Below are 19,092 nucleotides of genomic sequence, written 5' to 3'. Positions count from 1 at the left end.
AGACGTAGTCAGGCGTGTTTCGGTGCGGCGTCGGCCACAGCCTTCTCAGCAGCCGGTTTTGGTGTGGTGCGCGCGGCGAAGACGATGATTGCGGCAATGATCGAGGTCGCGGCCAGACCATACAGGCCGCCCTGAATGGAGCCGGTGTGTTGCTCCAGCAGGCCGAAGGTGGTCGGCGCGACGAAGCCGCCGAGGTTGCCCACCGAGTTGATCAGCGCGATCACTGCCGCCGCGATGCGCGCATCCAGATAAGCCTGGGGAATCGGCCAGAACAGTGACGAGGCGGATTTGAAACCCAGTGCCGCAAAGCAGATCGCGACGAAGGCGAAGATCGGCCCGCCAGTGGTGGACATGAACATCCCCGCTGCGGCGATCAACAGCGCCGTGGCGACCCATGCTTGTTGATGTTTCCACTTCGCCGACAGCGAGGCGAAGGCGTACATTCCGACGATCGACAGCAACCATGGAATCGAGTTGAACAGGCCGACCTGCACGTCGCTGAGTTCGCCCATTTTCTTGATGATGCTCGGCAGCCAGAAGGTCGCCGCGTAAATGGTCAGCTGAATAAAGAAGTAGATCAGGCAGAACAGAATGATCTGCCGGTCCTTGAGCAGTTTGCCCAGCGAGGGCCGGATCGGCGTCGCGGCTTCGCGGGCCTTTTGCTCGTCGTCGATGGCGCTGACCAGTGCATCCTGTTCGGCGCGGCTCAGCCATTTCGCGTCGTGAGGTTTGGCATCCAGCCAGAACCAGACGAAGACACACAGGCACACCGAGAACATCCCTTCGATGAAGTACATCCACTGCCAGCCGTGCATGCCCAGCCCGTTGATCTGCAGGAGCAGGCCGGACAGCGGGCCGGAGATCAGCGAGGCCACGGCCGAGCCGCTGAGGAAGATCGCGATCGCCTTGCCACGTTCGACGCCTGGCAGCCAGCGGGTGAAGTAATAGATCACCCCGGGAAAGAATCCGGCCTCGGCGACACCGAGCAGGAAACGCAAAATGTAGAAGTGGGTTTCGTTCTGAATGAACGCCATGCAGGCCGCGACTATGCCCCAGGTAAACATGATGCGGGTCAGCCATATCCGTGCGCCGACTTTTTGCAGAAGCATATTGGACGGCACTTCGAACAGCGCGTAGCCGATGAAGAACAGACCGGCGCCGAAGCCGTAGGCGGCAGCACCAATGCCCAGATCGGTTTCCATGTGGGTGCGGACGAAACCGATGTTCACCCGGTCAATGTAATTGACGATGAACATGATTACGAAGAGCGGCAGGACGTGGCGTTTGACTTTGGAGATGGCTGAGGCGAGCGTCGGATCGACGCTTTCCTGCATCCCGGAGATGGAGGTTTTCACTGATGTTTCTCCCACTGATTATTTTTATGCGGGTAGGACTGAGTGCTGCGTTGTTGATAGACATCATACAACTGAGTTTTTTTGTCCTACAAGTGGGCGGGGTGATTAAATTCTTCTGATCGTTCGGATTTTTATGCGAAAACTGGATTCTGCGCCGTATTTGTTGAGCGATTGGCAAGAATGACGGGGCGCTTCTTCGGTTTTATGGCTGGTGATGCGCCATGGCAGGCCGCTTAAAGGATCTGAGTAAATTGAGTGTTGTCATACAAGTTGCTGGTCTCTCAACCGCTAAAATCAATCTCAACCGTCATCCCGCAATGCTACGATCGGCAAGCCCCGATCTCCGGAACCGACCATGCAAGAAGACCTCGACGCACCCGCGCGCAAACGTACGCACAACCTCGCTCATGACCTGGTGGAAAAGCTCACCCAAAGCATCCTGCTCGGACAACTGTCGCCCGGTGACAAGCTGCCTTCGGAGAACTCCATCGTGCAGGAGCACGGGGTCAGCCGCACGGTGGTGCGCGAGGCCATTTCCAAGTTGCAGGCCTCGGGGCTGGTGGAGACGCGCCACGGCATCGGTACCTTCGTGATCGAGCGCGCAGCGGAGCAGGGCCTGCGCCTGAATGTCGACACGGCGCTCGGTGTGCGCAGCATTCTTGAATTGCGCATGGGCCTGGAGACGCAAGCGGCGGCGCTGGCGGCGCAGCGGCGCAGTGAGCAGCAGTTGCAGCAGATGCGTCAGGCGCTGGATGACTATCAGCGGCTGCTGGCCAACAACGACAGTTGCGTGGAGGCCGATCGGCGTTTTCATCTGCTGATCGCCGAGGCCACCGGTAACGCTTGTTTCAGCGAGATCATGCAGCACCTGGGCAGTGCGATGATCCCGCGCAATCGGCTCAATGCCGCCGAGCGCGGCGCGGCGGATCTGAGCAAACTCGGACATTTGGCCAATCTGGAACACGAGGCGATTCTGAACGCGATCAAACGTCAGGACGCCGATGCCGCCCGCGCCGCCATGTGGCTGCACCTGACCAACAGTCGCGATCGCTTTATCGCCCAAGGCTGATGCCGCTGGTCTGATCTATCGCACGCCCTCAGCACCCGCGCCTCCAACTAATACGTCCCGGATATACCGGGCCTGATTTGTGAGGTGCAGCATGGCTGATGACTCGCTTGTTCCCGGTGGCATGGCGCCCACCGAGCAGACCCGCCCCGTTTCCGGCACCGATGAGCCGACCCTGAGCGATCATGATGCACCGCCGGGCATGGACCCGGCGCGCGATCCATTGAGCGATGCCGACCGGCCGGATGACTGGAAGGATCCGCCAGCTGACGACGATGTGCCGCCGGCGGATGAGCCGACGCCGTTGTCGGATGGTTTGCGCTGAAGTCCGGATTATCCGCTGAGTTCGCCGGCCTCTTCGCGAGCGGGCTCGCTCCCACAGGAAATTTGTGTCATCCCCTGTGGGAGCGAGCCTGCTCGCGAAGACGGCATCGGCGTCACCAGCAAATCACGGCCATGCTGCGAGTGCCAGACAAGATCGCCAGTCAGCCAGCACGCAAATCCCGCATCAACAACCCGAACCGCAAATCCACCGCGTCCGGTATCGGCACGTACACCGTATGCCCGTCTCCCGGCGCCACTTCGATCGCTTGCCCGCTGACACTCTGCAACTCATGCAGATCAAAATGGAAGTTGCCCTTGGGTGTCATCAGTTCCAGATGATCGCCAACGGCAAAACGATTCTTCACTTTCACCTCTGCCAGGCGATCCCGGCGCTCGCCGGTCAGCTCGCCAACGAACTGCTGACGCTCCGACACCGAACTGCCGTGCTGATAATTCTGATATTCGTCGTGCACATGCCGGCGCAGAAAACCCTCGGTGTAGCCGCGCTGGGCCAGCGACTCGAGATCCAGCATCAGGCTGCGATCGAACTCGCGCCCGGCAACGGCATCATCGATCGCTTGGCGATACACCTGGGTGGTGCGCGCGCAGTAGAAGTGCGATTTGGTCCGGCCCTCGATCTTCAGCGAATGCACGCCCATGCGCGTCAGCCGCTCGACATGCTGTACGGCGCGCAGGTCCTTGGCATTCATGATGTAGGTGCCGTGCTCGTCTTCGAAAGCCGGCATCAATTCCTCGGGGCGGTTGGCTTCCTGCAACAGAAAGACCTGATCGGTCGGTGCGCCGAGACCGAGCGTCGGCTCGGGTTGAAAGGTCTGGACGATCTCGCCGAGCTGGTTTTGCGTGGCTTCCTGCGCGGTGTATTTCCAGCGGCAGGCGTTGGTGCAGGTGCCCTGATTGGCATCGCGCTTGTTCATGTAACCGGAAAGCAGGCAGCGCCCGGAATAGGCCATGCATAGCGCGCCGTGCACGAACACTTCCAGCTCCATGCCCGGCACCTGCTCGCGGATTTCACCGATTTCCTCCAGGGAAAGTTCGCGCGACAGAATGATCCGGCTCAGCCCCTGTTGCTGCCAGAACTCGACGCTCGCCCAATTCACCGTGTTGGCCTGAACCGACAGGTGAATGGGGATCTGCGGAAAATGTCGGCGCACCAACATGATCAGGCCCGGGTCGGACATGATCAGTGCATCCGGAGCCATCTCGATCACTGGCGCCAGATCCTTGAGGAATGTCTTCAGCTTGGCGTTGTGCGGGGCGATGTTGACCACCACGTAGAAGCGCTTGCCCTGCACCTGCGCCTCACGGATGCCGAGCGCCAGGTTGGCGTGGTCGAACTCGTTGTTGCGCACCCGCAGGCTGTAGCGCGGCTGGCCGGCGTAGACCGCATCGGCGCCGTAAGCGAAGGCGTAACGCATGTTTTTCAGAGTGCCGGCGGGGGCGAGAAGCTCGGGGGCGATGAGAGTCTGCATTTGGGTGTCGGTCGCAAAAGCCGCGCAGGGTAGGGCAGCGGTCGCAAGGATTTATTGATCTGGATCTATGCTCCATGAATAAACATGGCACTCGCGCGCGCGGCGGCTGACTAAGTGGGGCGGGCGTGCGTGACGCCTGACTGACATGGACCGGATATGAACGAAAAGAGTCTGCAATTCAAATCCCTGACAGTGCTGCTGGTGCTGGTCACGGTGGCCTTTATCTGGATTCTGCTGCCGTTCTACGGCGCGGTATTCTGGGCTGTCATCCTTGGCATTCTGTTTGCGCCGGTACAGCGCAGGTTGCAGCAGAAGTTCGGCTGGCAACGCAACGTGACGTCGCTGTGCACCTTGAGCCTGTGCCTGGTGGTCGCGATTCTGCCGGTGATCATCGTCAGCATCCTGCTGGTGCAGGAAGGGGCGACTGTCTACAAGAACATCGAAAGCGGCGAGCTGGATATTGCTGCCTATCTGGCGCAGTTCAAGCACAGCTTGCCGCCGTACTTTCAGCACTTGCTTGACCGCTTCGGCATGGGCGAACTCGACAGCTTGCGCGAGAAGATCGTCAAAGCGGCGATGCAGGGCAGTCAGGTGCTGGCGACTCAGGCGTTCAGTTTCGGCCAGGGCACGTTCGAATTCGTGGTGAGCTTTTTCATCATGCTGTATCTGCTGTTTTTCTTCCTGCGTGACGGCCCCGAGCTGGCGCGCAAGATGCGCACTGCCGTGCCGCTGGAAGAAAACCACAAGCGCCGCCTGCAACTGAAGTTCAATCGCGTGGTGCGCGCGACGGTCAAAGGCAACGTGGTCGTGGCCGTGACCCAAGGCGCGCTGGGCGGATTGATTTTCTGGTTTCTCGATATTCCCAGCGCGCTGCTCTGGGCGGTGTTGATGGCGTTTCTGTCGCTGTTGCCAGCGGTGGGCGCGGGGATTGTCTGGGCGCCAGTGGCGGTGTATTTCCTGCTCAGCGGCATGATCTGGCAGGGCGTGGTGCTGGGCTTGTTCGGCGTCTTCGTGATCGGCCTGGTCGACAACGTGCTACGCCCGATTCTGGTGGGCAAGGACACGAAAATGCCCGATTACCTGATTCTGGTTTCCACCCTCGGCGGCCTCGCGGTCTTCGGCCTCAACGGCTTCGTGATCGGGCCGCTGATTGCCGCGTTGTTCCTGTCGAGCTGGGCGCTGTTCGTCGAGACCAAGCCCAAGGTGCAACTGCCTTAAGCATGAAATGTGCTGCTGGCGACCTGCTGCGACAAAGCCTGCGCTGCTGGCAACGAGGTGAGCGGGCCGCTGATTGGCTCGCCATCGCGCACCAGATACCAGCAAGCGAGCAAACCGGATGCACGCAGCGAAGCGGGAACTGCGCTGCCGATCACCGACATGATTTGAACCTGAGCCATGGGAAAACCTCCATCAAACTGATGGGGCTACCTTAGGGATTTGCTGGCGCTGCGGACAATCAACGCTTTCGATAGTGGTCATTGATGCCAGTGAGGTCTGGCGTCATTCGACCACTTGATCAAGCATGTGCATGACTTCGCGTTCATTGAGCAGACCCTTGTGCACGAGGTTTTCGGCGAGCAGGGACAGCAGCTTGGCGCAGCGATGGCCTTCCAGGTGCTTGAGCTCGGTGAGCGCGCTGTACACCTTGCTCGAGGTGCACAGACCAACGATGCGGTGCGGATTTTGGGTGGGCATACAGTCGTCCTTGTTGTTATCGATCTGTTGTTTACGGACGGATTCAGATTGCGGTTCCGTCATGACAAAGTGGTGACCGTTTGATGAAAAAAATCTTTACGGTCGATTCCATCATGACGACTTTAGCTGCTCGAACTGTCCTCACAGCGACCTTGGCGAGATTTTTTCAGACGTTGGCCGACCAGCGGTCATAAAAAAGCCCTGCTCGAAAGCAGGGCTCTGTGTTGCGCTTACCAGCGTGGACCACCGTAATAACCATGTGGGCCGCCGTAATAACCGTGGGGCCGACCGTAATAACCGCGAGGCGGGCCGTAATAGACCGGGGCCGGCTGCACGTAAACCGGTTGCTGCACATACACCGGCGCCGGTTGGTAATAGACCGGTGGTGGCGGTTGCTGCACGTAGACCGGTTGCGGCTGAACATAAACCGGTTGTTGTTGCACATACACCGGCCGATCCTGGTTGATCAGTGCCGAGCCGATGATGGCCGAGCCGACGATCGCGCCAAACACTGCAGGGCCCTGCCAGCCGTGGCCACCACCCGCTTCAGCCTGACCGGTGACGGCGAGTGCGCCAATCAACAAAGCCATGATGGGAAGTTTACGAATCATGATAAGTCCTCGGTTCTTCGACCCGGCGCCGCGGCCTGAACCAGGCCAGCAGTAGTCGCGGGGATACAGCTAAGACAGCAAAATTGCGAAATTCAGCACAGCCGCTGGGTAAATTTTGTGTAAGGTCTGTACCGGCTTCCTTACCCGGCTGCACAGCGCCACAGACAAGCCTAAATGATGATTCAGAACCCGGTGGGCTGGCCAATCCCGTCCATCCGAAAGTGCGTTTGAAGGAGAAGTTTCATGCAGATGAACCCGAACAAAGACACCCAACTGTGCATGTCCCTGTCGGGGCGCCCGGGGAATTTCGGTCTGCGTTTTCACAACCATTTGTATGAACAGCTGGGCCTGAATTTCTATTACAAGGCATTCAGCAGCCGCGACCTGACCGGCGCGGTCGGTGGCATCCGTGCACTGGGCATTCGTGGCTGCGGCGTGTCGATGCCGTTCAAGGAAGCCTGCATTGCGCTGGTCGATGAGCTGGATGCGTCGGCAGCGGCAATCCAGTCGATCAACACCATCGTCAATACCGACGGCCACCTCAAGGCCTACAACACCGATTACATCGCCGTCGCGCAGTTGCTGGAAAGCCACGCGGTGGCGAAAGATTCGACCTTCGCCCTGCGTGGCAGCGGTGGCATGGCCAAAGCGGTGGCCAGCGCCCTGCGCGATGGTGGGTACAAGAACGGTTTGATTGTCGCCCGTAACGAGCGGGCCGGGCGGGCCCTGGCGGATTCGCTGGGTTATCGTTGGCAGGCCGAGCTGGGTGACGAGCGCCCGCAGATGCTGATCAATGTCACACCGGTGGGCATGGATGGCGGGCCGGAGGCGGGGCAACTGGCGTTCGAGCCTGAAGTGATCAAAGCGGCTGAGACTGTATTCGACGTGGTGGCGATCCCTTCGGAAACGCCGCTGATCGTGCGCGCGCGGGCCGAGGGTAAACAGGTGATTACCGGGCTGGAAGTGATCGCGATTCAGGCGCTGGAGCAGTTTGTCCTCTACACCGGGGTGCGGCCGAATGAGGCGCAGTTTGCGGCGGCGGTGGATTTTGCGCGCAGCTGATTGATCTTTTAGTGGCTGGGTTGGCCTCTTCGCGAGCAGGCTCGCTCCCACAGGTTAAGCGTGTTCTTCCAGTTGGAATGCTATTGAATGTGGGAGCGAGCCTGCTCGCGAAGGCCGCGCTGCGGTTCTGGATCACTATCTATAATCCTCGCCAACACGCACAGACCTGCCCACCACAAAAACCATAACCGAGGCCGCTCATGCATCCGCCCATCCTCAACCTCAACGAGCTCGAACTCCAAGCCCTTCCCGAAGCCCTGGCCCCTGAAGGCGACACCGCCGGGCGTTATCAGCAGCGTTTCGCGCGGATCGGCCAGCAACTCGGTGCGCAGAAGCTCGGTTATCGCCTCTATGCGCTGCCAGCGGGCATGCGCGGCAGTCCATTCCATAGCCATCGGGTCAATGAAGAAATGTTCTACGTGGTGGCCGGGGAGGGCGAGGTGCGGTTGGGAGGTGAGCGTTTTCCGATCCGCGCCGGTGATGTGATCGCCTGCCCACCGGGCGGACCGGAGAAGGCTCATCAGATCATCAATACCAGCGCGGGCGAACTGCGGTATCTGGCGGTGAGCACTCAGCAGCAGCCGGAAATCTGCGAGTATCCGGATTCGAACAAGTATGCGGTGATGGATAATTTCACGGTGGATGCCGAGGGCAATGCCTCGGGATTTGTCGCAGTCGCGCGGCAGGTGGATGGGGTGGATTATTGGGACGGGGAATAAAATCTGAAATTTGCGGATGCCCCCTGTGGGAGCGAGCCTGTTCGCGAAGGCGGCGGGTCATTCAACATCGTGGTGACTGACACTACGCTTTCGCGAGCAGGCTGGCTCCCACAAGGGCTTTGCGGTGGTTATTCGAGGCGGGCCAGGCGTTCTTCCAGTGCTGCGATCCGTGCTTCCAGTTCTTCGATACGCTCCAGTGAAACGCCAGCGCTTGATCGCTCGCCAGGATTTTGCCGCGCCGCCAATATTGCCTCGACATCCGCCGGGTCGCCCAGGGCATGGGTATAACGATCCTCACGCTGCCCGGCCTGACGCGGAATCAATACCGCCAGACCGCGCGCGATCAGCCGTTCAAGCTGATGCACGACCTGCTCGGCATCTTCGAACTCATGCATGCGCCCGCTGCGGGTCAGCAGTTCGTTGACGGTCTGCGGACCGCGCAGAAACATCAAACCCGTCAGAATCACCTGTGCTGGCACCAGTTCCAGCGCCTTGTCGACTTTGTGCTCCCAGCGGTCGGCGCGGCTGCCCATGACCAACCGGGTAAAGCCACGACCCTCCAGCGCCCGCAGGCTCTGCCCGACCTGGCCCTGATTGAGGTTCATCACTGGTTCGCGGCTGGTTTTCTGATTGCACGCCAGCACCAGTGCGTTGAGGGTCAGCGGATAGGTTTCCGGGCTGGTGGCCTGTTTTTCGATCAGCGCACCGAGAATGCGGATTTCCGTGGCATTGAGCCGAGGCTGTTCGGAGGTGGATTCTTGTTCGTTGCTCATCGCGCGTTCCCTCTGCAGTCGAAGCCGCCTAGCCTAATCCTTGCCAAACAAAAGGCAAGCCGTGTGCTCATCAAGCATGGCTATAATCGCCACCACGTATTACCCAGCCATCACATGAGACTGCCATGACCATTTCACTGTACGCCGCATCCGTCCCGGTTTTTCAACAAATGCTCAACGCCCTGAGCGATGTGCTGAAAAAGGCTGAAGCCCACGCCAGCGCGAAAAACATCGACCAGAGCGTTTTCCTGCAAGCGCGTCTGTATCCGGACATGTTCCCACTGGTGCGTCAGGTGCAGATCGCCGTGGATTTCGCCAAAGGCGTGTCTGCGCGTCTGGCCGAAGTCGAACTGCCGAAGTACGACGACACTGAAACCACCTTCGCCGAGCTGCAAGCGCTGATCGCCAAGGTTCTGGCTTTCATCGGCGAGATCAAGCCAGAGCAGATCGACGGCAAGGAAGGCATCGAAATCGTGACCCGTCCGGGCACGCCGAAAGAGAAGCGCTTCAGTGGTCAGGCGTATCTGCTGACTTACGGCTTGCCGCAGTTCTTCTTCCACGTCACCACTACCTATGCGTTGCTGCGTCATAACGGCGTAGAAGTGGGCAAGCGCGATTACATGGGCGCGTTCTAAACACCCGGATACGAAAAAGCCCGCCAAGGTTCGCGCCTTGGCGGGCTTTTGTTTTTCTGTGGGAGCGAGCCTGCTCGCAAATGCGGCGTATCAGGCGATATTAATGCTGAATGTCTCGCCCCTTTCGCGCGCAGGCTCGCTCCGACAGGATACGGCGGTTACGCCGTACGCTGAGCCTTCTCTTCCTCGCCCAGGCAAGCCGCTGCGGTAAACAGCACGTCTGTCGACGAGTTCAGCGCGGTCTCCGCCGAATCCTGCAGCACGCCGATAATGAAGCCCACCGCCACGACTTGCATGGCGATCTCGCTCGGAATGCCGAACAGGCTGCACGCCAGCGGAATCAGCAGCAGCGAGCCACCGGCCACACCCGAAGCGCCACAGGCACAGATCGCGGCAACGACACTGAGCAGGATTGCGGTCGGAATGTCCACGGCAATGCCCAGGGTGTGCACGGCCGCCAGGGTCAGCACAGTGATGGTGATCGCCGCACCGGCCATGTTGATGGTGGCGCCGAGCGGAATCGATACCGAGTAGGTGTCTTCGTGCAGGCCCAGGCGCTTGCTCAATTCCAGGTTGACCGGAATGTTCGCCGCCGAACTGCGGGTGAAGAACGCGGTGATGCCGCTTTCGCGCAGGCACATCAGGGTCAGCGGGTAGGGGTTGCGGCGCAGCTTCCAGAACACGATCAGCGGGTTCATCACCAGCGCGACGAACAGCATGCAGCCCAGCAGCACCGCCAGCAGGTGCGCGTAGCCGAGCAGCGCGCCGAAACCGGAGGTGGCCAATGTCGAAGCGACCAGGCCGAAGATACCCAGCGGCGCAAAGCGAATGACTACGCGGACGATTACGGTGACGCCATTGGACAAGTCACCGAGCACTTCGCGGGTGGTGTCGCCAGCGTGGCGGATGGCAATGCCCATGCCGATCGCCCAGGCCAGAATGCCGATGAAATTGGCATTCATCAGTGCGCTGACCGGGTTGTCGACGACGCTCAGCAACAGGCTTTGCAGCACTTCGCCGATGCCGCCGGGTGCTGTCACGGCAACGTTTTCGGTCGATAACACCAGATTCGACGGGAACGCCATGCTGGCGACCACGGCCACCACCGCAGCGCTGAATGTACCCAGCAGGTAAAGGAAAAGAATCGGCCGGATGTGGGTTTCCTGACCGTGCTTGTGGTTGGCAATCGAGGCCATCACCAGCACGAACACCAGAATCGGCGCCACGGCTTTCAACGCCGAGACAAACACCTTGCCGATGAACGCGGTGGACTTCGCCAGCTCCGGTGCAATCAGGGCCAGGGCAATACCGGCGATCAGACCAATGACGATCTGGCTGACCAGACTCAGGCGTTTCAGGCGTTGCAGTAACGAAGGGGATGAAGCGGTCATAGCGGCATCTCTGTTTTTTATAGGGTGCGAAGCGTCGTGGGCAGTCACGAAACGCCTGTCGAGGTGACATCAGCGCGGCTAAACGCAGCGTTGAACAGCTGTACGATTTTCAGGGCGCGGACTTTATCACAGCGTAGGCGTGAACCTTCAGGCCTGTGACGATCTGCCACCGGATCGGCCCGGAAGATCGGCAGTTTTGGGCAACTCAGTGCCGGCACAGTCTGTTAAGCTTCGCCATCCTCATTTTCAAGTTCTGCCAGCGGGCCTCCGGGTCAACGCTGGTGTCGTCGTTTTGCTGGAGTTGCGCATGCTGTTGCCTATTCTTCTGTTGTCCGCCGCCGGGTTTACGGTGCTGACCACGGAATTCGTCATTGTCGGTCTGTTGCCGGCGATTGCCCGAGACCTCGAAGTCAGCATCCCGCAAGCCGGGCTGCTGGTGACCTTGTTCGCCTTTACCGTGGCCCTGTTTGGCCCCTTCCTGACCGCTTATTTCGCCCGTTTCGAACGGCGCAAACTGTTCATCAGCATCCTGATCATGTTTGGTCTGGCTAACACTGTGGCGGCGTTGGCGCCGAACATTTGGGTGATGGCCATTGCGCGGTTGATTCCGGCGTTGGGTTTGCCAGTGTTCTGGGCATTGGCCAGCGAAACGGCAGTGGATATCGTCGGTCCGGATTTCGCCGGCCGCGCCATCGCCAAGATCGGTTTCGGTATCGTCTGCGCGACGGTGTTCGGCATTCCGGTCGGTACGCTGATCTCCGATGCGTTCGGCTGGCGCAGCGCATTCGGCATTCTGGCGCTGATCGCGTTTGCCAAAGCCTTGTTGCTGTTTGTCTATTTGCCGAAAACCAGTCTGCACCAGCATCAGGTCAGCTTCCGTTCGCAATTCAAGATCCTGCGCAGCCCGCTGATGCTCGGCCATATCTTGTTGTCGATTCTGGTGTTCAGCGGCATGTTCACCGCTTACACCTACCTTGCTGACATCCTCGAACGTCTGGCCGGTTTCAACGGCACCGTCGTCGGCTGGTGCCTGATGGCGTTTGGCGCCGTCGGGCTGATCGGCAACTCGCTTGGCGGGCGTGCGGTGGATCGGCATCCGCTGGGGGCGTCGGTGTTGTTCTGCGCGTTCATGATCGCCGGCATGGTTTCGCTGGTGCCGAACATTCATTCGCCAGTGGGTCTGGCGGTGGCGATGGGCATCTGGGGCGTGACTCAGGCGGCGCTGTTCCTGGTCAGCCATGTGCGCCTGATGAAAGCCGCGCCGGAAGCGCCGGCCTTCGCCGCGTCGCTGAACATCGCCGGGGCCAATCTCGGCATCGGCCTGGGCGCGATGGTCGGCGGCCGGGTGATCGACACTGCCGGGCTGGGCTTTCTCGGCTTTGCCGCTGCCGGCTTCATTTTGCTTTCGGTGTTCCTCGCCATGGTGCTGATGACGCTGAAGCCGCGTGAAGTCTGCGCTTCATAACCCGGTAAACAGCTCGCGTCGGGCACCCTCGGTAATCGCGACGATGCCAGGGTGCTTGACCTTGCGCTCCACCGAAATGGCATAGAACGACTCGCTCACGGCGTCGGTCTGGCCGATCAACTCGACGCCGTACTGGCGCTTAACTTCCTCGGCAATCACGCTCGGGCCGATAAAGATCCCGCTGCCGGATTGGCCGAAGGCCTGCATCAAAGCGCTGTCATCGAACTCGCCGACAATCTGCGGCTGGATCTGCTGTTCGGCGAACCAGCGCTGCAAACGGCTGCGCACCACGGTTTCCGCGCCGGGAATCAGCAGCGGCGCGCCGTGCAGGCTGCGCGGGAAATCCTGACCATACCGTGCGGCCAGTTCGGCGGTGGCGAAAAAACTGATCCCGCATTCACCGAGTTTCTGGCTGTAGCCTTTGATGTCCAGATGCGAAGGCATCGGGCTGTCGGAAATCACCAGATCCAGACGCTGGATGGCCAGATCGGCGAGCAGACGTTCGAGTTTGTCCTCGCGACAAGTGATGCGCAGCGGCTCGCTCAACTCCATGGTCGGCGCGATCAGGCGGTAGACGATGGACTTCGGCACTACGTCGGCCACGCCAACGCGAAAAAGAATCTGCTGCTCGTTGGGCTGCGCGCGCAGCATCAGTTCCAGTTCGCCACCCAACTGAAACATGTGCTCGGCGTAGGGCAGGGCCTGGCGCCCGGCTTCGGTGAGCTCCAGTTGTCGGCCAACCCGGCGAAACAGTTCTACGCCATAGGTTTGTTCAAGCAGTGAAATCTGTCCGCTGATGGTCTGTGGCGTCAGGTTCAGCTGCTCGCAGGCCCGGACGATGCTGCCGGTTTTGGCTACAACCCAGAAGTAATGCAGTTGTCGGTAATTGAGCATAGTGATGGCCACTTCGTGAAAATCGAAGTATAGCCGCTAAAAATACGAATTTTCCTGAACTGTTCATCTCCCTAGAATGCCCAGCCATCGACGGCCGGTGTGTGCGCCTGTCTGCTCATTCGAAGGAAACCCTATGAAATACACATTCCCCGCATTGATGTTTGCGTCTTTACTGGTTCTGGCCGGTTGCGATCAGGCGGAAAAAAGCGCGCAGCAATTGATGGGCGCTGCGGCTGAAACCGCCAAACAAGCGATCGATGACACTCACAAGGCTGCTGAGCAAGCGCTCAGCGATGCCACTGGTGGCTTGATCGAGAAAAAAGAAGCACCGGAAAAACCAACGGAAGAATCCGAATCTTCCTCCAAGACCATCTAAACCGTTTTACACAGAGTCAGGACTGACCCATGGAATATCTGTTAGAACTCGCCGCCAGCCCTACCGCCTGGGTTGCTTTGGCCACACTGGTGGTAATGGAAATCGTGCTTGGCATCGATAACCTGATCTTTATCTCGATCCTGACCAACAAACTGCCCGAACAGCATCGGCAGAAAGCGCGCCGCATCGGTATCGGCATGGCCCTGATTCTGCGTCTGGCGCTGCTGAGCACCATCGCGTTCATCGTGCAGTTGACCGAGCCTGTGATCGAAATCCTTGGTCAGGCGTTCTCCTGGAAGGACATGATCCTGATCGCCGGTGGCTTGTTCCTGGTATGGAAAGCCACGACCGAGATCCATCACAGCATGGACCCGTCGCCGGAAGACCCGAAGACCGCGACTTCCACTGTAACTCTGGGTTTTGCTGCGGCTATCGGTCAGATCCTGATGCTCGACATGGTGTTCTCGATCGACAGCATCATTACGGCTGTCGGCATGACCGAACACTTGCCGATCATGATCATCGCGGTAGTGGTGTCGGTGCTGGTGATGTTGCTCGCGGCTGATCCGCTGGCCAAGTTCATCAACGACAACCCGACTGTGGTCATGCTGGCGCTGGGCTTCCTGATCATGATCGGCATGACGCTGATCGCCGAAGGCTTCGGCGCTCACGTACCGAAAGGTTATGTGTACGCAGCCATGGCGTTCTCGGCGGGCATCGAAGTGTTGAACATGATGTCGCGCCGGGCGAAGCAGAAGAAGGTTGCTCAGCAGGCGTAAACGCTGACAACAAAAAAACCGCCTGGGCTGGTTGAGCTCAGGCGGTTTTTTTATTCACCTTTAGCTGAGTTTTCGAGAGCGCGCTGCTGCTGAGCGCTCTCATGGGGGTAGACCCTGCTGGTCTTCAATGCGCAGCAACGTGCCGCACTGGGTGCTTCTCTGTCTTCTCAACCGGCATCGTCTGTACCGGATGATGATGCCGCCGCGAAATTCGCAGCACGCCCCACAACATGGCAGTTGCCACGGCCAGCCAGCCGGCTATCAACATCACGATGGTCATGGTCAGGCTCATTGGTGCCTCCTCTTCGCCCTGCATCGGGCGCCCGCTTTTCGCAATTCGCTCTATTTGAGTGACAGTCTAGTCAATGGGGTGTTTCAAGCTATTGACCAAAGGTCGTTAACGACCAATCAGTTTGCTCTATGCAATCGCCGGGTCTGCCGTTTAAGGCTATACCGCGAGCGGGTGCGGCTCTATGATCGCTGGCGTTGCCGGAACACGATGACCGGCGTCTGGAAGAGAGTGATGATGGTGCAGGTATTTTCTCGAGTGCGTGGGGCGCTGCTGGCTGCCGTTTGCGTTGCGTTGCTGAGCGGATGTGCAGGCAATGTGGCGCCTGAAGTCAAACGCTTGCCGGAACGGGTTGAGCTTAGCGGTACTTTCTATCGAGGCGAAGCCAACCAGAGTGGGCCACAGGTACTGGCCAGTCTGCTCTCGCAACAGGGTATCGTCATCACCCCGGGCCTTCTGGAAAAACCGCTGCACTTGCCGGGCGCTGAGGACAAGCTGCAGCAGAACATGCAGAACCTTGCCCGCGAATATGGCCTGGTGGTCTATCCGCTCGACAGCAAGCTGCCAGCGTTACTGACCCAGGTTGCGGCCGGCTATCCAGTCATGGTGCGTTTCAGTGAAGGTTCGGCATTCTGGGCAGAGCCGCGTTACGCGATCCTGTCCGGCTACGATCGCAATAAACAGAAGGTCCTGTTGCGCGCCGGCATGAATCGTCGGCAGTTGATGGATTTCGGCAGCTTTGAAGCAGCGCTCGACAAGGCCGGTGGCTGGGCGATCCTGATTCAGAAGCCGTCGCAGATCCCGGCATCCGTCGACCGTTCCCGTTGGCTGAAAGCCGCCGATGAGCTGGCGCAGGCCGGTGAAGAAAACGCTGCGACGCAGGCGAGAAAGGCTCTGGCAGCGCAATAGACCTCCGTTCGTCATCTGCCGGGCACGACTGTGCCCGGCCGGCCTCTGAAGATTAATGCCCGTGCTTCGCGGGTGAATCAAGGAGGCAACATGGCAGATTCCCCAAACCCGAAAGGCCCGCACTCGTCCGAACATTCCTCGGGTGATGATCTGGGATTCGATCCGGATTCGCCGGACCTTGACGATCCGCAAGTCGATCCGGTCGGTCCGGCCAAGGCGCCGCTGGATGTCGAGCCCGGTGAAGATCCGAAGAAACCGGCCAAGCCCTATGATCCGTTAGCCGATCTGAAACCTTGATGTGAGGTGCGTATGAGTACCGATTCAAGCTTCGATGACCACAAACCTGACAGTGTGCCGACCACGCCGGAGCCTGAGGTTGATCCGGTGCTGGACCCGGACAGCCCGATGCGTGATCCCATGGCGCGGCCCAATGTACTGACCCCGGACGTTTCACCAAAGCCGAGCTCGGGCGATGGCATTCCCGATGACGACAAGATGCCGCTGCCAAACGACTGACGCGCAGACGAAAAAAAGCCCCGAGAATTCGGGGCTTTTTCATTCCTGCGGGTTTTATTTCGCCGCTTCGACCACGCCGCTCTGACGGCTCTTGAGGTTCTTGTCGGCTTTGTACTGCTGTGCCACCGCAGGAACAGTGGCGCTGCGTCCGGTTTCCACCCAGCTGCGGATACGGCTGGCATCGGCAAAATGTGTGTACTTGCCAAACGCATCGAGAATCACCAGCGCGACCGGGCGGTTGCCCATCTTCGTCACCAACACCAGACAATGGCCGGCCGGATTGGTGAAACCGGTCTTGGTGATCTTGATGTCCCAATCGGCCTTATTGACCAAGTGGTCGGTATTGCGAAAGCCCAAGGTGTAGTTGGGCTTGCGGAACGCCACGGTCTTTTCCTTGGTGGTGGTCAGTTGCACGAGAAGCGGTTGCTTGTGCGCCGCCACCAGTAATTTGCTCAGGTCACGGGCGGTGGAAACGTTGCGCTCCGACAGGCCGGTCGGCTCGACGAAGTGCGTGCTGGTCATGCCCAGCGCCTTGGCCTTGGCGTTCATCGCTGCAATAAAAGCAGCGTAGCCGCCCGGATAATGATGAGCGAGGCTGGCGGCAGCGCGGTTTTCCGAAGACATCAACGCGATCAGCAGCATCTCGCGGCGCGGCAGCTCACTCTTGAGTTTGACCCGGGAGAACACACCCTTCATTTCCGGGGTGTTCCTGATATCGACATCGATCCATTCGTCCATGTTCTGTCGAGCTTCTACCACGACCAGGCCGGTCATCAGCTTGCTGACGGAAGCGATCGGCACGATCACGTCAGGGTTGCTGGAATAGATGACTTTGTTGGTCTGCATATCCATGAGCAGGGCGCTGCCGGACGCGATCTTCAAAGTCGAAGCGTCACGCGGGACAGCGGTGGTTTCCGCAGCGTTGATCGTTGGCGTGATGAATGTGCCTGTGACAGCGAACAACAGGCTCAGAATCGAGAGACGAATTTTCACGCGGGCGAACTCTAAAAGGTTGGATATACCGTTAGTTTGTAACGGGTTATTTCTTAAAACCGGCGCATTTTAGGAGTATGGCTGAAGAACTGTCGATGGTTGTTTGAGAGACCTGAAAATCTCGTGAAAACGCCTGTAAAAAGAGCAGTTTCCGGCGAACGGTTCGAGTTTTTTCTCAGGCATGAAAAACCCCGCGCAAGGCGGGGTTCTGGTACAGCGAAAAAAACCGGTCAGACGTGCAGGGTTTCTGCCGCGTAGAGGGTGTTTTCCAGCAGGCAGGCGCGGGTCATCGGACCAACGCCGCCCGGTACCGGGGTAATCCAGCCGGCGCGGGGCAGGGCGGTTTCGTAGACGACGTCACCGACCAGTTTGCCGTCGTCCTGACGGTTGATGCCGACGTCGATCACGATCGCGCCTTCCTTGATCCACTCGCCCTTGACCAGGCCAGGCTTGCCGGCGGCGACGACCACCAGATCAGCGCGGCCGACGTGGCCGGCCAGATCCTTGGTGAAACGGTGGGTCACGGTGACGGTGCATCCGGCCAGCAGCAATTCCATGGCCATCGGGCGACCGACGATATTGGAAGCGCCGACGACCACAGCGTCCATCCCGTAAAGGTCTGCGCCGGTGCTTTCCAGCAGGGTCATGATGCCTTTCGGGGTGCACGGACGCAGCAGCGGGATACGCTGAGCCAGGCGGCCGACGTTGTACGGATGGAATCCGTCGACGTCTTTGTCCGGGCGGATGCGTTCCAGCAGTTTGGACGCGTCGAGATGTTCTGGCAGAGGCAGCTGCAGGAGAACGCCGTCGATGGCCGGGTCGTCATTGAGGCGATCGATCAGATCGGTCAGGGCGTCCTGAGTGGTGTCGGAGGGCAGGTCGTAGGCTTGAGAGAGGAAACCAACCTCTTCACAGTCTTTACGCTTGTGCGAGACATAAACCTGAGAGGCAGGATCGCTGCCGACCAGGATCACCGCGAGGCCGGGGGTGCGCAGGCCTTGCTGGCGACGCTCGGCAACTCGTTGGGCGATCTGCTGGCGCAGGCTGGCGGCGATCGATTTGCCGTCGATTAGTTGTGCAGTCATTGCGCGTGATTAACCATCGAGAGGGGAAAAAATGAGAGCGCATTCTCGCATGTCGAGCGGTGAGGGCAAAGGCGCTTGGTCAGCAAATTCCTCTAACTCCTTTAATTAAATGAATTTTTTTCAAAAAGGATTTGACGACCTTTGGAGCCCTCTATACTATTCGTCGCACTTGTCGGGCACAGCCTAGCACTGGTTAAGAAGGTGAGGCGGAATCAAGGTTCTGCGACACTGGAAAGCACTTAGTTTGTAGTCCTTTAAGAGTACAGATTAACAAGGCGCCCGTAGCTCAGCTGGATAGAGCATCCGCCTTCTAAGCGGATGGTCGCAGGTTCGAGTCCTGCCGGGTGCGCCATTAGGCAGCTTTGGCACAAGTAACGCGATATGGTGGGCGTAGCTCAGTTGGTAGAGCACGGGATTGTGACTCCCGTTGTCGTGGGTTCGATCCCCATCGTCCACCCCATATTTCGAAAGGCGCCAGATTTAACGGTCTGGCGCCTTTGCTTTAAAAGCTTCATCCGCGGATGTGGTGGAATTGGTAGACACACTGGATTTAGGTTCCAGCGCCGCGAGGCGTAAGAGTTCGAGTCTCTTCATCCGCACCAAATAAAGCTTTATCTGTGCCTCGGGCCTGATGAGGTTTCGACAAAGAAGTTGTTTGGCTTTTT

23 protein-coding genes and 3 tRNA genes are annotated in these 19,092 nt (G+C 59.1%); 15 read left to right on the top strand and 11 right to left on the bottom strand.

The features are described 5' to 3' along the window. Positions 1–8 precede the first annotated feature (8 nt). Positions 9–1,355, bottom strand: coding sequence for an MFS transporter (locus tag AB4N53_RS10105; RefSeq protein ID WP_039763397.1), 1,347 nt, complete (start codon positions 1,353–1,355; stop codon positions 9–11). 355 nt (positions 1,356–1,710) lie between these two features. On the opposite strand from AB4N53_RS10105, the gene AB4N53_RS10100 reads away from it, so the two are divergent. Further along, entirely contained in the window at positions 1,711–2,424 is a 714-nt protein-coding gene (locus AB4N53_RS10100) for a FadR/GntR family transcriptional regulator (RefSeq protein ID WP_041477180.1), read from the top strand. 91 nt (positions 2,425–2,515) lie between these two features. Further along, entirely contained in the window at positions 2,516–2,746 is a 231-nt protein-coding gene (locus tag AB4N53_RS10095) for a hypothetical protein (protein WP_460120205.1), read from the top strand. A 160-nt stretch (positions 2,747–2,906) separates the two neighbouring features. Here the strand turns inward: AB4N53_RS10095 and trhP are convergent, their stop codons facing one another. After that, a complete protein-coding gene (gene trhP / locus AB4N53_RS10090; protein ID WP_460120203.1) occupies positions 2,907–4,235 on the bottom strand; it encodes a prephenate-dependent tRNA uridine(34) hydroxylase TrhP in 1,329 nt (442 codons plus the stop codon). 156 nt (positions 4,236–4,391) lie between these two features. On the opposite strand from trhP, the gene AB4N53_RS10085 reads away from it, so the two are divergent. After that, positions 4,392–5,453, top strand: a complete 1,062-nt coding sequence (locus tag AB4N53_RS10085; protein WP_076563570.1) for an AI-2E family transporter — start codon at positions 4,392–4,394, stop codon at positions 5,451–5,453. Here the strand turns inward: AB4N53_RS10085 and AB4N53_RS10080 are convergent. From AB4N53_RS10080 to AB4N53_RS10070, 3 genes are all read right to left on the bottom strand, one after another. Then, complete coding sequence (locus AB4N53_RS10080; RefSeq protein WP_041477171.1) at positions 5,450–5,632, bottom strand: hypothetical protein; 183 nt, start codon at positions 5,630–5,632, stop codon at positions 5,450–5,452. The two genes, AB4N53_RS10085 and AB4N53_RS10080, sit on opposite strands and share 4 nt — an antisense overlap. A 103-nt stretch (positions 5,633–5,735) precedes the next feature. Further along, complete coding sequence (locus tag AB4N53_RS10075) at positions 5,736–5,930, bottom strand: hypothetical protein (RefSeq protein ID WP_016770691.1); 195 nt, start codon at positions 5,928–5,930, stop codon at positions 5,736–5,738. 230 nt (positions 5,931–6,160) lie between these two features. Continuing rightward, positions 6,161–6,541 carry a hypothetical protein gene (locus AB4N53_RS10070; protein ID WP_024013471.1) on the bottom strand — a complete coding sequence of 127 codons (381 nt, stop codon included), beginning with the start codon at positions 6,539–6,541 and terminating at the stop codon, positions 6,161–6,163. Positions 6,542–6,784: 243 nt separating this feature from the next. Here AB4N53_RS10070 and AB4N53_RS10065 point away from each other — a divergent pair, with 243 nt between their 5' ends. Both AB4N53_RS10065 and AB4N53_RS10060 read left to right on the top strand, forming a co-directional pair. Beyond that, on the top strand, positions 6,785–7,603 hold the full coding sequence (locus AB4N53_RS10065) for a shikimate 5-dehydrogenase (RefSeq protein ID WP_460120199.1): 819 nt from the start codon (positions 6,785–6,787) through the stop codon (positions 7,601–7,603). A 200-nt stretch (positions 7,604–7,803) separates the two neighbouring features. Continuing rightward, positions 7,804–8,322, top strand: a complete 519-nt coding sequence (locus AB4N53_RS10060) for a cupin domain-containing protein (protein ID WP_460120197.1) — start codon at positions 7,804–7,806, stop codon at positions 8,320–8,322. 128 nt (positions 8,323–8,450) lie between these two features. Here the strand turns inward: AB4N53_RS10060 and AB4N53_RS10055 are convergent, their stop codons facing one another. After that, positions 8,451–9,095 carry a YceH family protein gene (locus AB4N53_RS10055; protein ID WP_150741184.1) on the bottom strand — a complete coding sequence of 215 codons (645 nt, stop codon included), beginning with the start codon at positions 9,093–9,095 and terminating at the stop codon, positions 8,451–8,453. A 125-nt stretch (positions 9,096–9,220) separates the two neighbouring features. Between AB4N53_RS10055 and AB4N53_RS10050 the strand changes: the two genes are divergently transcribed. After that, positions 9,221–9,730, top strand: coding sequence for a DUF1993 domain-containing protein (locus AB4N53_RS10050; RefSeq protein ID WP_016775348.1), 510 nt, complete (start codon positions 9,221–9,223; stop codon positions 9,728–9,730). Positions 9,731–9,888: 158 nt separating this feature from the next. Here AB4N53_RS10050 and sstT read toward each other — a convergent pair whose 3' ends face one another. Beyond that, positions 9,889–11,121, bottom strand: a complete 1,233-nt coding sequence (gene sstT, locus AB4N53_RS10045; RefSeq protein WP_024013468.1) for a serine/threonine transporter SstT — start codon at positions 11,119–11,121, stop codon at positions 9,889–9,891. A 307-nt stretch (positions 11,122–11,428) separates the two neighbouring features. On the opposite strand from sstT, the gene AB4N53_RS10040 reads away from it, so the two are divergent. After that, entirely contained in the window at positions 11,429–12,586 is a 1,158-nt protein-coding gene (locus AB4N53_RS10040; RefSeq protein ID WP_122612098.1) for an MFS transporter, read from the top strand. Here AB4N53_RS10040 and nhaR read toward each other — a convergent pair. Then, positions 12,581–13,480, bottom strand: a complete 900-nt coding sequence (nhaR, locus tag AB4N53_RS10035) for a transcriptional activator NhaR (protein WP_460120194.1) — start codon at positions 13,478–13,480, stop codon at positions 12,581–12,583. The two genes, AB4N53_RS10040 and nhaR, sit on opposite strands and share 6 nt — an antisense overlap. Before the next feature lie 133 nt (positions 13,481–13,613). On the opposite strand from nhaR, the gene AB4N53_RS10030 reads away from it, so the two are divergent. Both AB4N53_RS10030 and AB4N53_RS10025 read left to right on the top strand, forming a co-directional pair. Continuing rightward, positions 13,614–13,856, top strand: a complete 243-nt coding sequence (locus AB4N53_RS10030; RefSeq protein ID WP_460120192.1) for a hypothetical protein — start codon at positions 13,614–13,616, stop codon at positions 13,854–13,856. A gap of 29 nt (positions 13,857–13,885) precedes the next feature. Then, complete coding sequence (locus AB4N53_RS10025; protein ID WP_071172950.1) at positions 13,886–14,635, top strand: TerC family protein; 750 nt, start codon at positions 13,886–13,888, stop codon at positions 14,633–14,635. Positions 14,636–14,759: 124 nt separating this feature from the next. Here AB4N53_RS10025 and AB4N53_RS10020 read toward each other — a convergent pair whose 3' ends face one another. Continuing rightward, positions 14,760–14,927 carry a hypothetical protein gene (locus AB4N53_RS10020; RefSeq protein WP_460120189.1) on the bottom strand — a complete coding sequence of 56 codons (168 nt, stop codon included), beginning with the start codon at positions 14,925–14,927 and terminating at the stop codon, positions 14,760–14,762. Between the two features lie 234 nt (positions 14,928–15,161). Between AB4N53_RS10020 and AB4N53_RS10015 the strand changes: the two genes are divergently transcribed. From AB4N53_RS10015 to AB4N53_RS10005, 3 genes are all read left to right on the top strand, one after another. Then, on the top strand, positions 15,162–15,833 hold the full coding sequence (locus tag AB4N53_RS10015; protein WP_460125407.1) for a peptidase C39 family protein: 672 nt from the start codon (positions 15,162–15,164) through the stop codon (positions 15,831–15,833). Between the two features lie 90 nt (positions 15,834–15,923). Then, positions 15,924–16,130: a DUF6021 family protein gene (locus tag AB4N53_RS10010; RefSeq protein WP_024013462.1), complete on the top strand. Its 207-nt coding sequence runs from the start codon at positions 15,924–15,926 to the stop codon at positions 16,128–16,130. Between the two features lie 12 nt (positions 16,131–16,142). Next, the gene (locus AB4N53_RS10005) at positions 16,143–16,349 is read left to right on the top strand and encodes a hypothetical protein (protein ID WP_460120187.1); all 207 of its coding nucleotides are present in this window, start codon (positions 16,143–16,145) and stop codon (positions 16,347–16,349) included. Between the two features lie 54 nt (positions 16,350–16,403). On the opposite strand, the gene pbpG is transcribed toward AB4N53_RS10005, so the two are convergent. Both pbpG and folD read right to left on the bottom strand, forming a co-directional pair. Further along, positions 16,404–17,342: a D-alanyl-D-alanine endopeptidase gene (gene pbpG / locus AB4N53_RS10000; RefSeq protein WP_039763376.1), complete on the bottom strand. Its 939-nt coding sequence runs from the start codon at positions 17,340–17,342 to the stop codon at positions 16,404–16,406. 230 nt (positions 17,343–17,572) lie between these two features. Further along, complete coding sequence (gene folD / locus AB4N53_RS09995; RefSeq protein ID WP_016775338.1) at positions 17,573–18,427, bottom strand: bifunctional methylenetetrahydrofolate dehydrogenase/methenyltetrahydrofolate cyclohydrolase FolD; 855 nt, start codon at positions 18,425–18,427, stop codon at positions 17,573–17,575. 275 nt (positions 18,428–18,702) lie between these two features. Here folD and AB4N53_RS09990 point away from each other — a divergent pair. The 3 genes from AB4N53_RS09990 (at position 18,703) to AB4N53_RS09980 (ending at position 19,029) form a co-directional block, all read left to right on the top strand. Continuing rightward, positions 18,703–18,779 (top strand) — tRNA-Arg (locus tag AB4N53_RS09990). A gap of 32 nt (positions 18,780–18,811) precedes the next feature. Beyond that, positions 18,812–18,887: transfer RNA gene (locus AB4N53_RS09985), tRNA-His, on the top strand. Between the two features lie 57 nt (positions 18,888–18,944). Beyond that, a tRNA-Leu gene (locus tag AB4N53_RS09980) sits at positions 18,945–19,029 on the top strand. Positions 19,030–19,092 lie beyond the last annotated feature (63 nt).

The organism is Pseudomonas sp. H3_E04 (genome assembly GCF_054668915.1).
This window is presented reverse-complemented; position numbering and strand designations above follow the sequence as displayed.

What these genes read in the sequence shown, in the direction of transcription:
- AB4N53_RS10015 (WP_460125407.1), top strand. Translation starts at nt 15,162, where the DNA reads ATGGTGCAGGTATTTTCTCGAGTGCGTGGGGCGCTGCTGGCTGCCGTT.
- AB4N53_RS10085 (WP_076563570.1), top strand. Translation starts at nt 4,392, where the DNA reads ATGAACGAAAAGAGTCTGCAATTCAAATCCCTGACAGTGCTGCTGGTG.
- AB4N53_RS10055 (WP_150741184.1), bottom strand. Translation starts at nt 9,095, where the DNA reads ATGAGCAACGAACAAGAATCCACCTCCGAACAGCCTCGGCTCAATGCC.
- AB4N53_RS10005 (WP_460120187.1), top strand. Translation starts at nt 16,143, where the DNA reads ATGAGTACCGATTCAAGCTTCGATGACCACAAACCTGACAGTGTGCCG.
- AB4N53_RS10030 (WP_460120192.1), top strand. Translation starts at nt 13,614, where the DNA reads ATGAAATACACATTCCCCGCATTGATGTTTGCGTCTTTACTGGTTCTG.
- AB4N53_RS10070 (WP_024013471.1), bottom strand. Translation starts at nt 6,541, where the DNA reads ATGATTCGTAAACTTCCCATCATGGCTTTGTTGATTGGCGCACTCGCC.
- AB4N53_RS10100 (WP_041477180.1), top strand. Translation starts at nt 1,711, where the DNA reads ATGCAAGAAGACCTCGACGCACCCGCGCGCAAACGTACGCACAACCTC.
- AB4N53_RS10020 (WP_460120189.1), bottom strand. Translation starts at nt 14,927, where the DNA reads ATGAGCCTGACCATGACCATCGTGATGTTGATAGCCGGCTGGCTGGCC.
- AB4N53_RS10095 (WP_460120205.1), top strand. Translation starts at nt 2,516, where the DNA reads ATGGCTGATGACTCGCTTGTTCCCGGTGGCATGGCGCCCACCGAGCAG.
- folD (WP_016775338.1), bottom strand. Translation starts at nt 18,427, where the DNA reads ATGACTGCACAACTAATCGACGGCAAATCGATCGCCGCCAGCCTGCGC.
- sstT (WP_024013468.1), bottom strand. Translation starts at nt 11,121, where the DNA reads ATGACCGCTTCATCCCCTTCGTTACTGCAACGCCTGAAACGCCTGAGT.
- trhP (WP_460120203.1), bottom strand. Translation starts at nt 4,235, where the DNA reads ATGCAGACTCTCATCGCCCCCGAGCTTCTCGCCCCCGCCGGCACTCTG.
- AB4N53_RS10040 (WP_122612098.1), top strand. Translation starts at nt 11,429, where the DNA reads ATGCTGTTGCCTATTCTTCTGTTGTCCGCCGCCGGGTTTACGGTGCTG.
- AB4N53_RS10050 (WP_016775348.1), top strand. Translation starts at nt 9,221, where the DNA reads ATGACCATTTCACTGTACGCCGCATCCGTCCCGGTTTTTCAACAAATG.
- AB4N53_RS10060 (WP_460120197.1), top strand. Translation starts at nt 7,804, where the DNA reads ATGCATCCGCCCATCCTCAACCTCAACGAGCTCGAACTCCAAGCCCTT.
- nhaR (WP_460120194.1), bottom strand. Translation starts at nt 13,480, where the DNA reads ATGCTCAATTACCGACAACTGCATTACTTCTGGGTTGTAGCCAAAACC.
- AB4N53_RS10080 (WP_041477171.1), bottom strand. Translation starts at nt 5,632, where the DNA reads ATGGCTCAGGTTCAAATCATGTCGGTGATCGGCAGCGCAGTTCCCGCT.
- AB4N53_RS10010 (WP_024013462.1), top strand. Translation starts at nt 15,924, where the DNA reads ATGGCAGATTCCCCAAACCCGAAAGGCCCGCACTCGTCCGAACATTCC.
- AB4N53_RS10075 (WP_016770691.1), bottom strand. Translation starts at nt 5,930, where the DNA reads ATGCCCACCCAAAATCCGCACCGCATCGTTGGTCTGTGCACCTCGAGC.
- AB4N53_RS10065 (WP_460120199.1), top strand. Translation starts at nt 6,785, where the DNA reads ATGCAGATGAACCCGAACAAAGACACCCAACTGTGCATGTCCCTGTCG.
- AB4N53_RS10025 (WP_071172950.1), top strand. Translation starts at nt 13,886, where the DNA reads ATGGAATATCTGTTAGAACTCGCCGCCAGCCCTACCGCCTGGGTTGCT.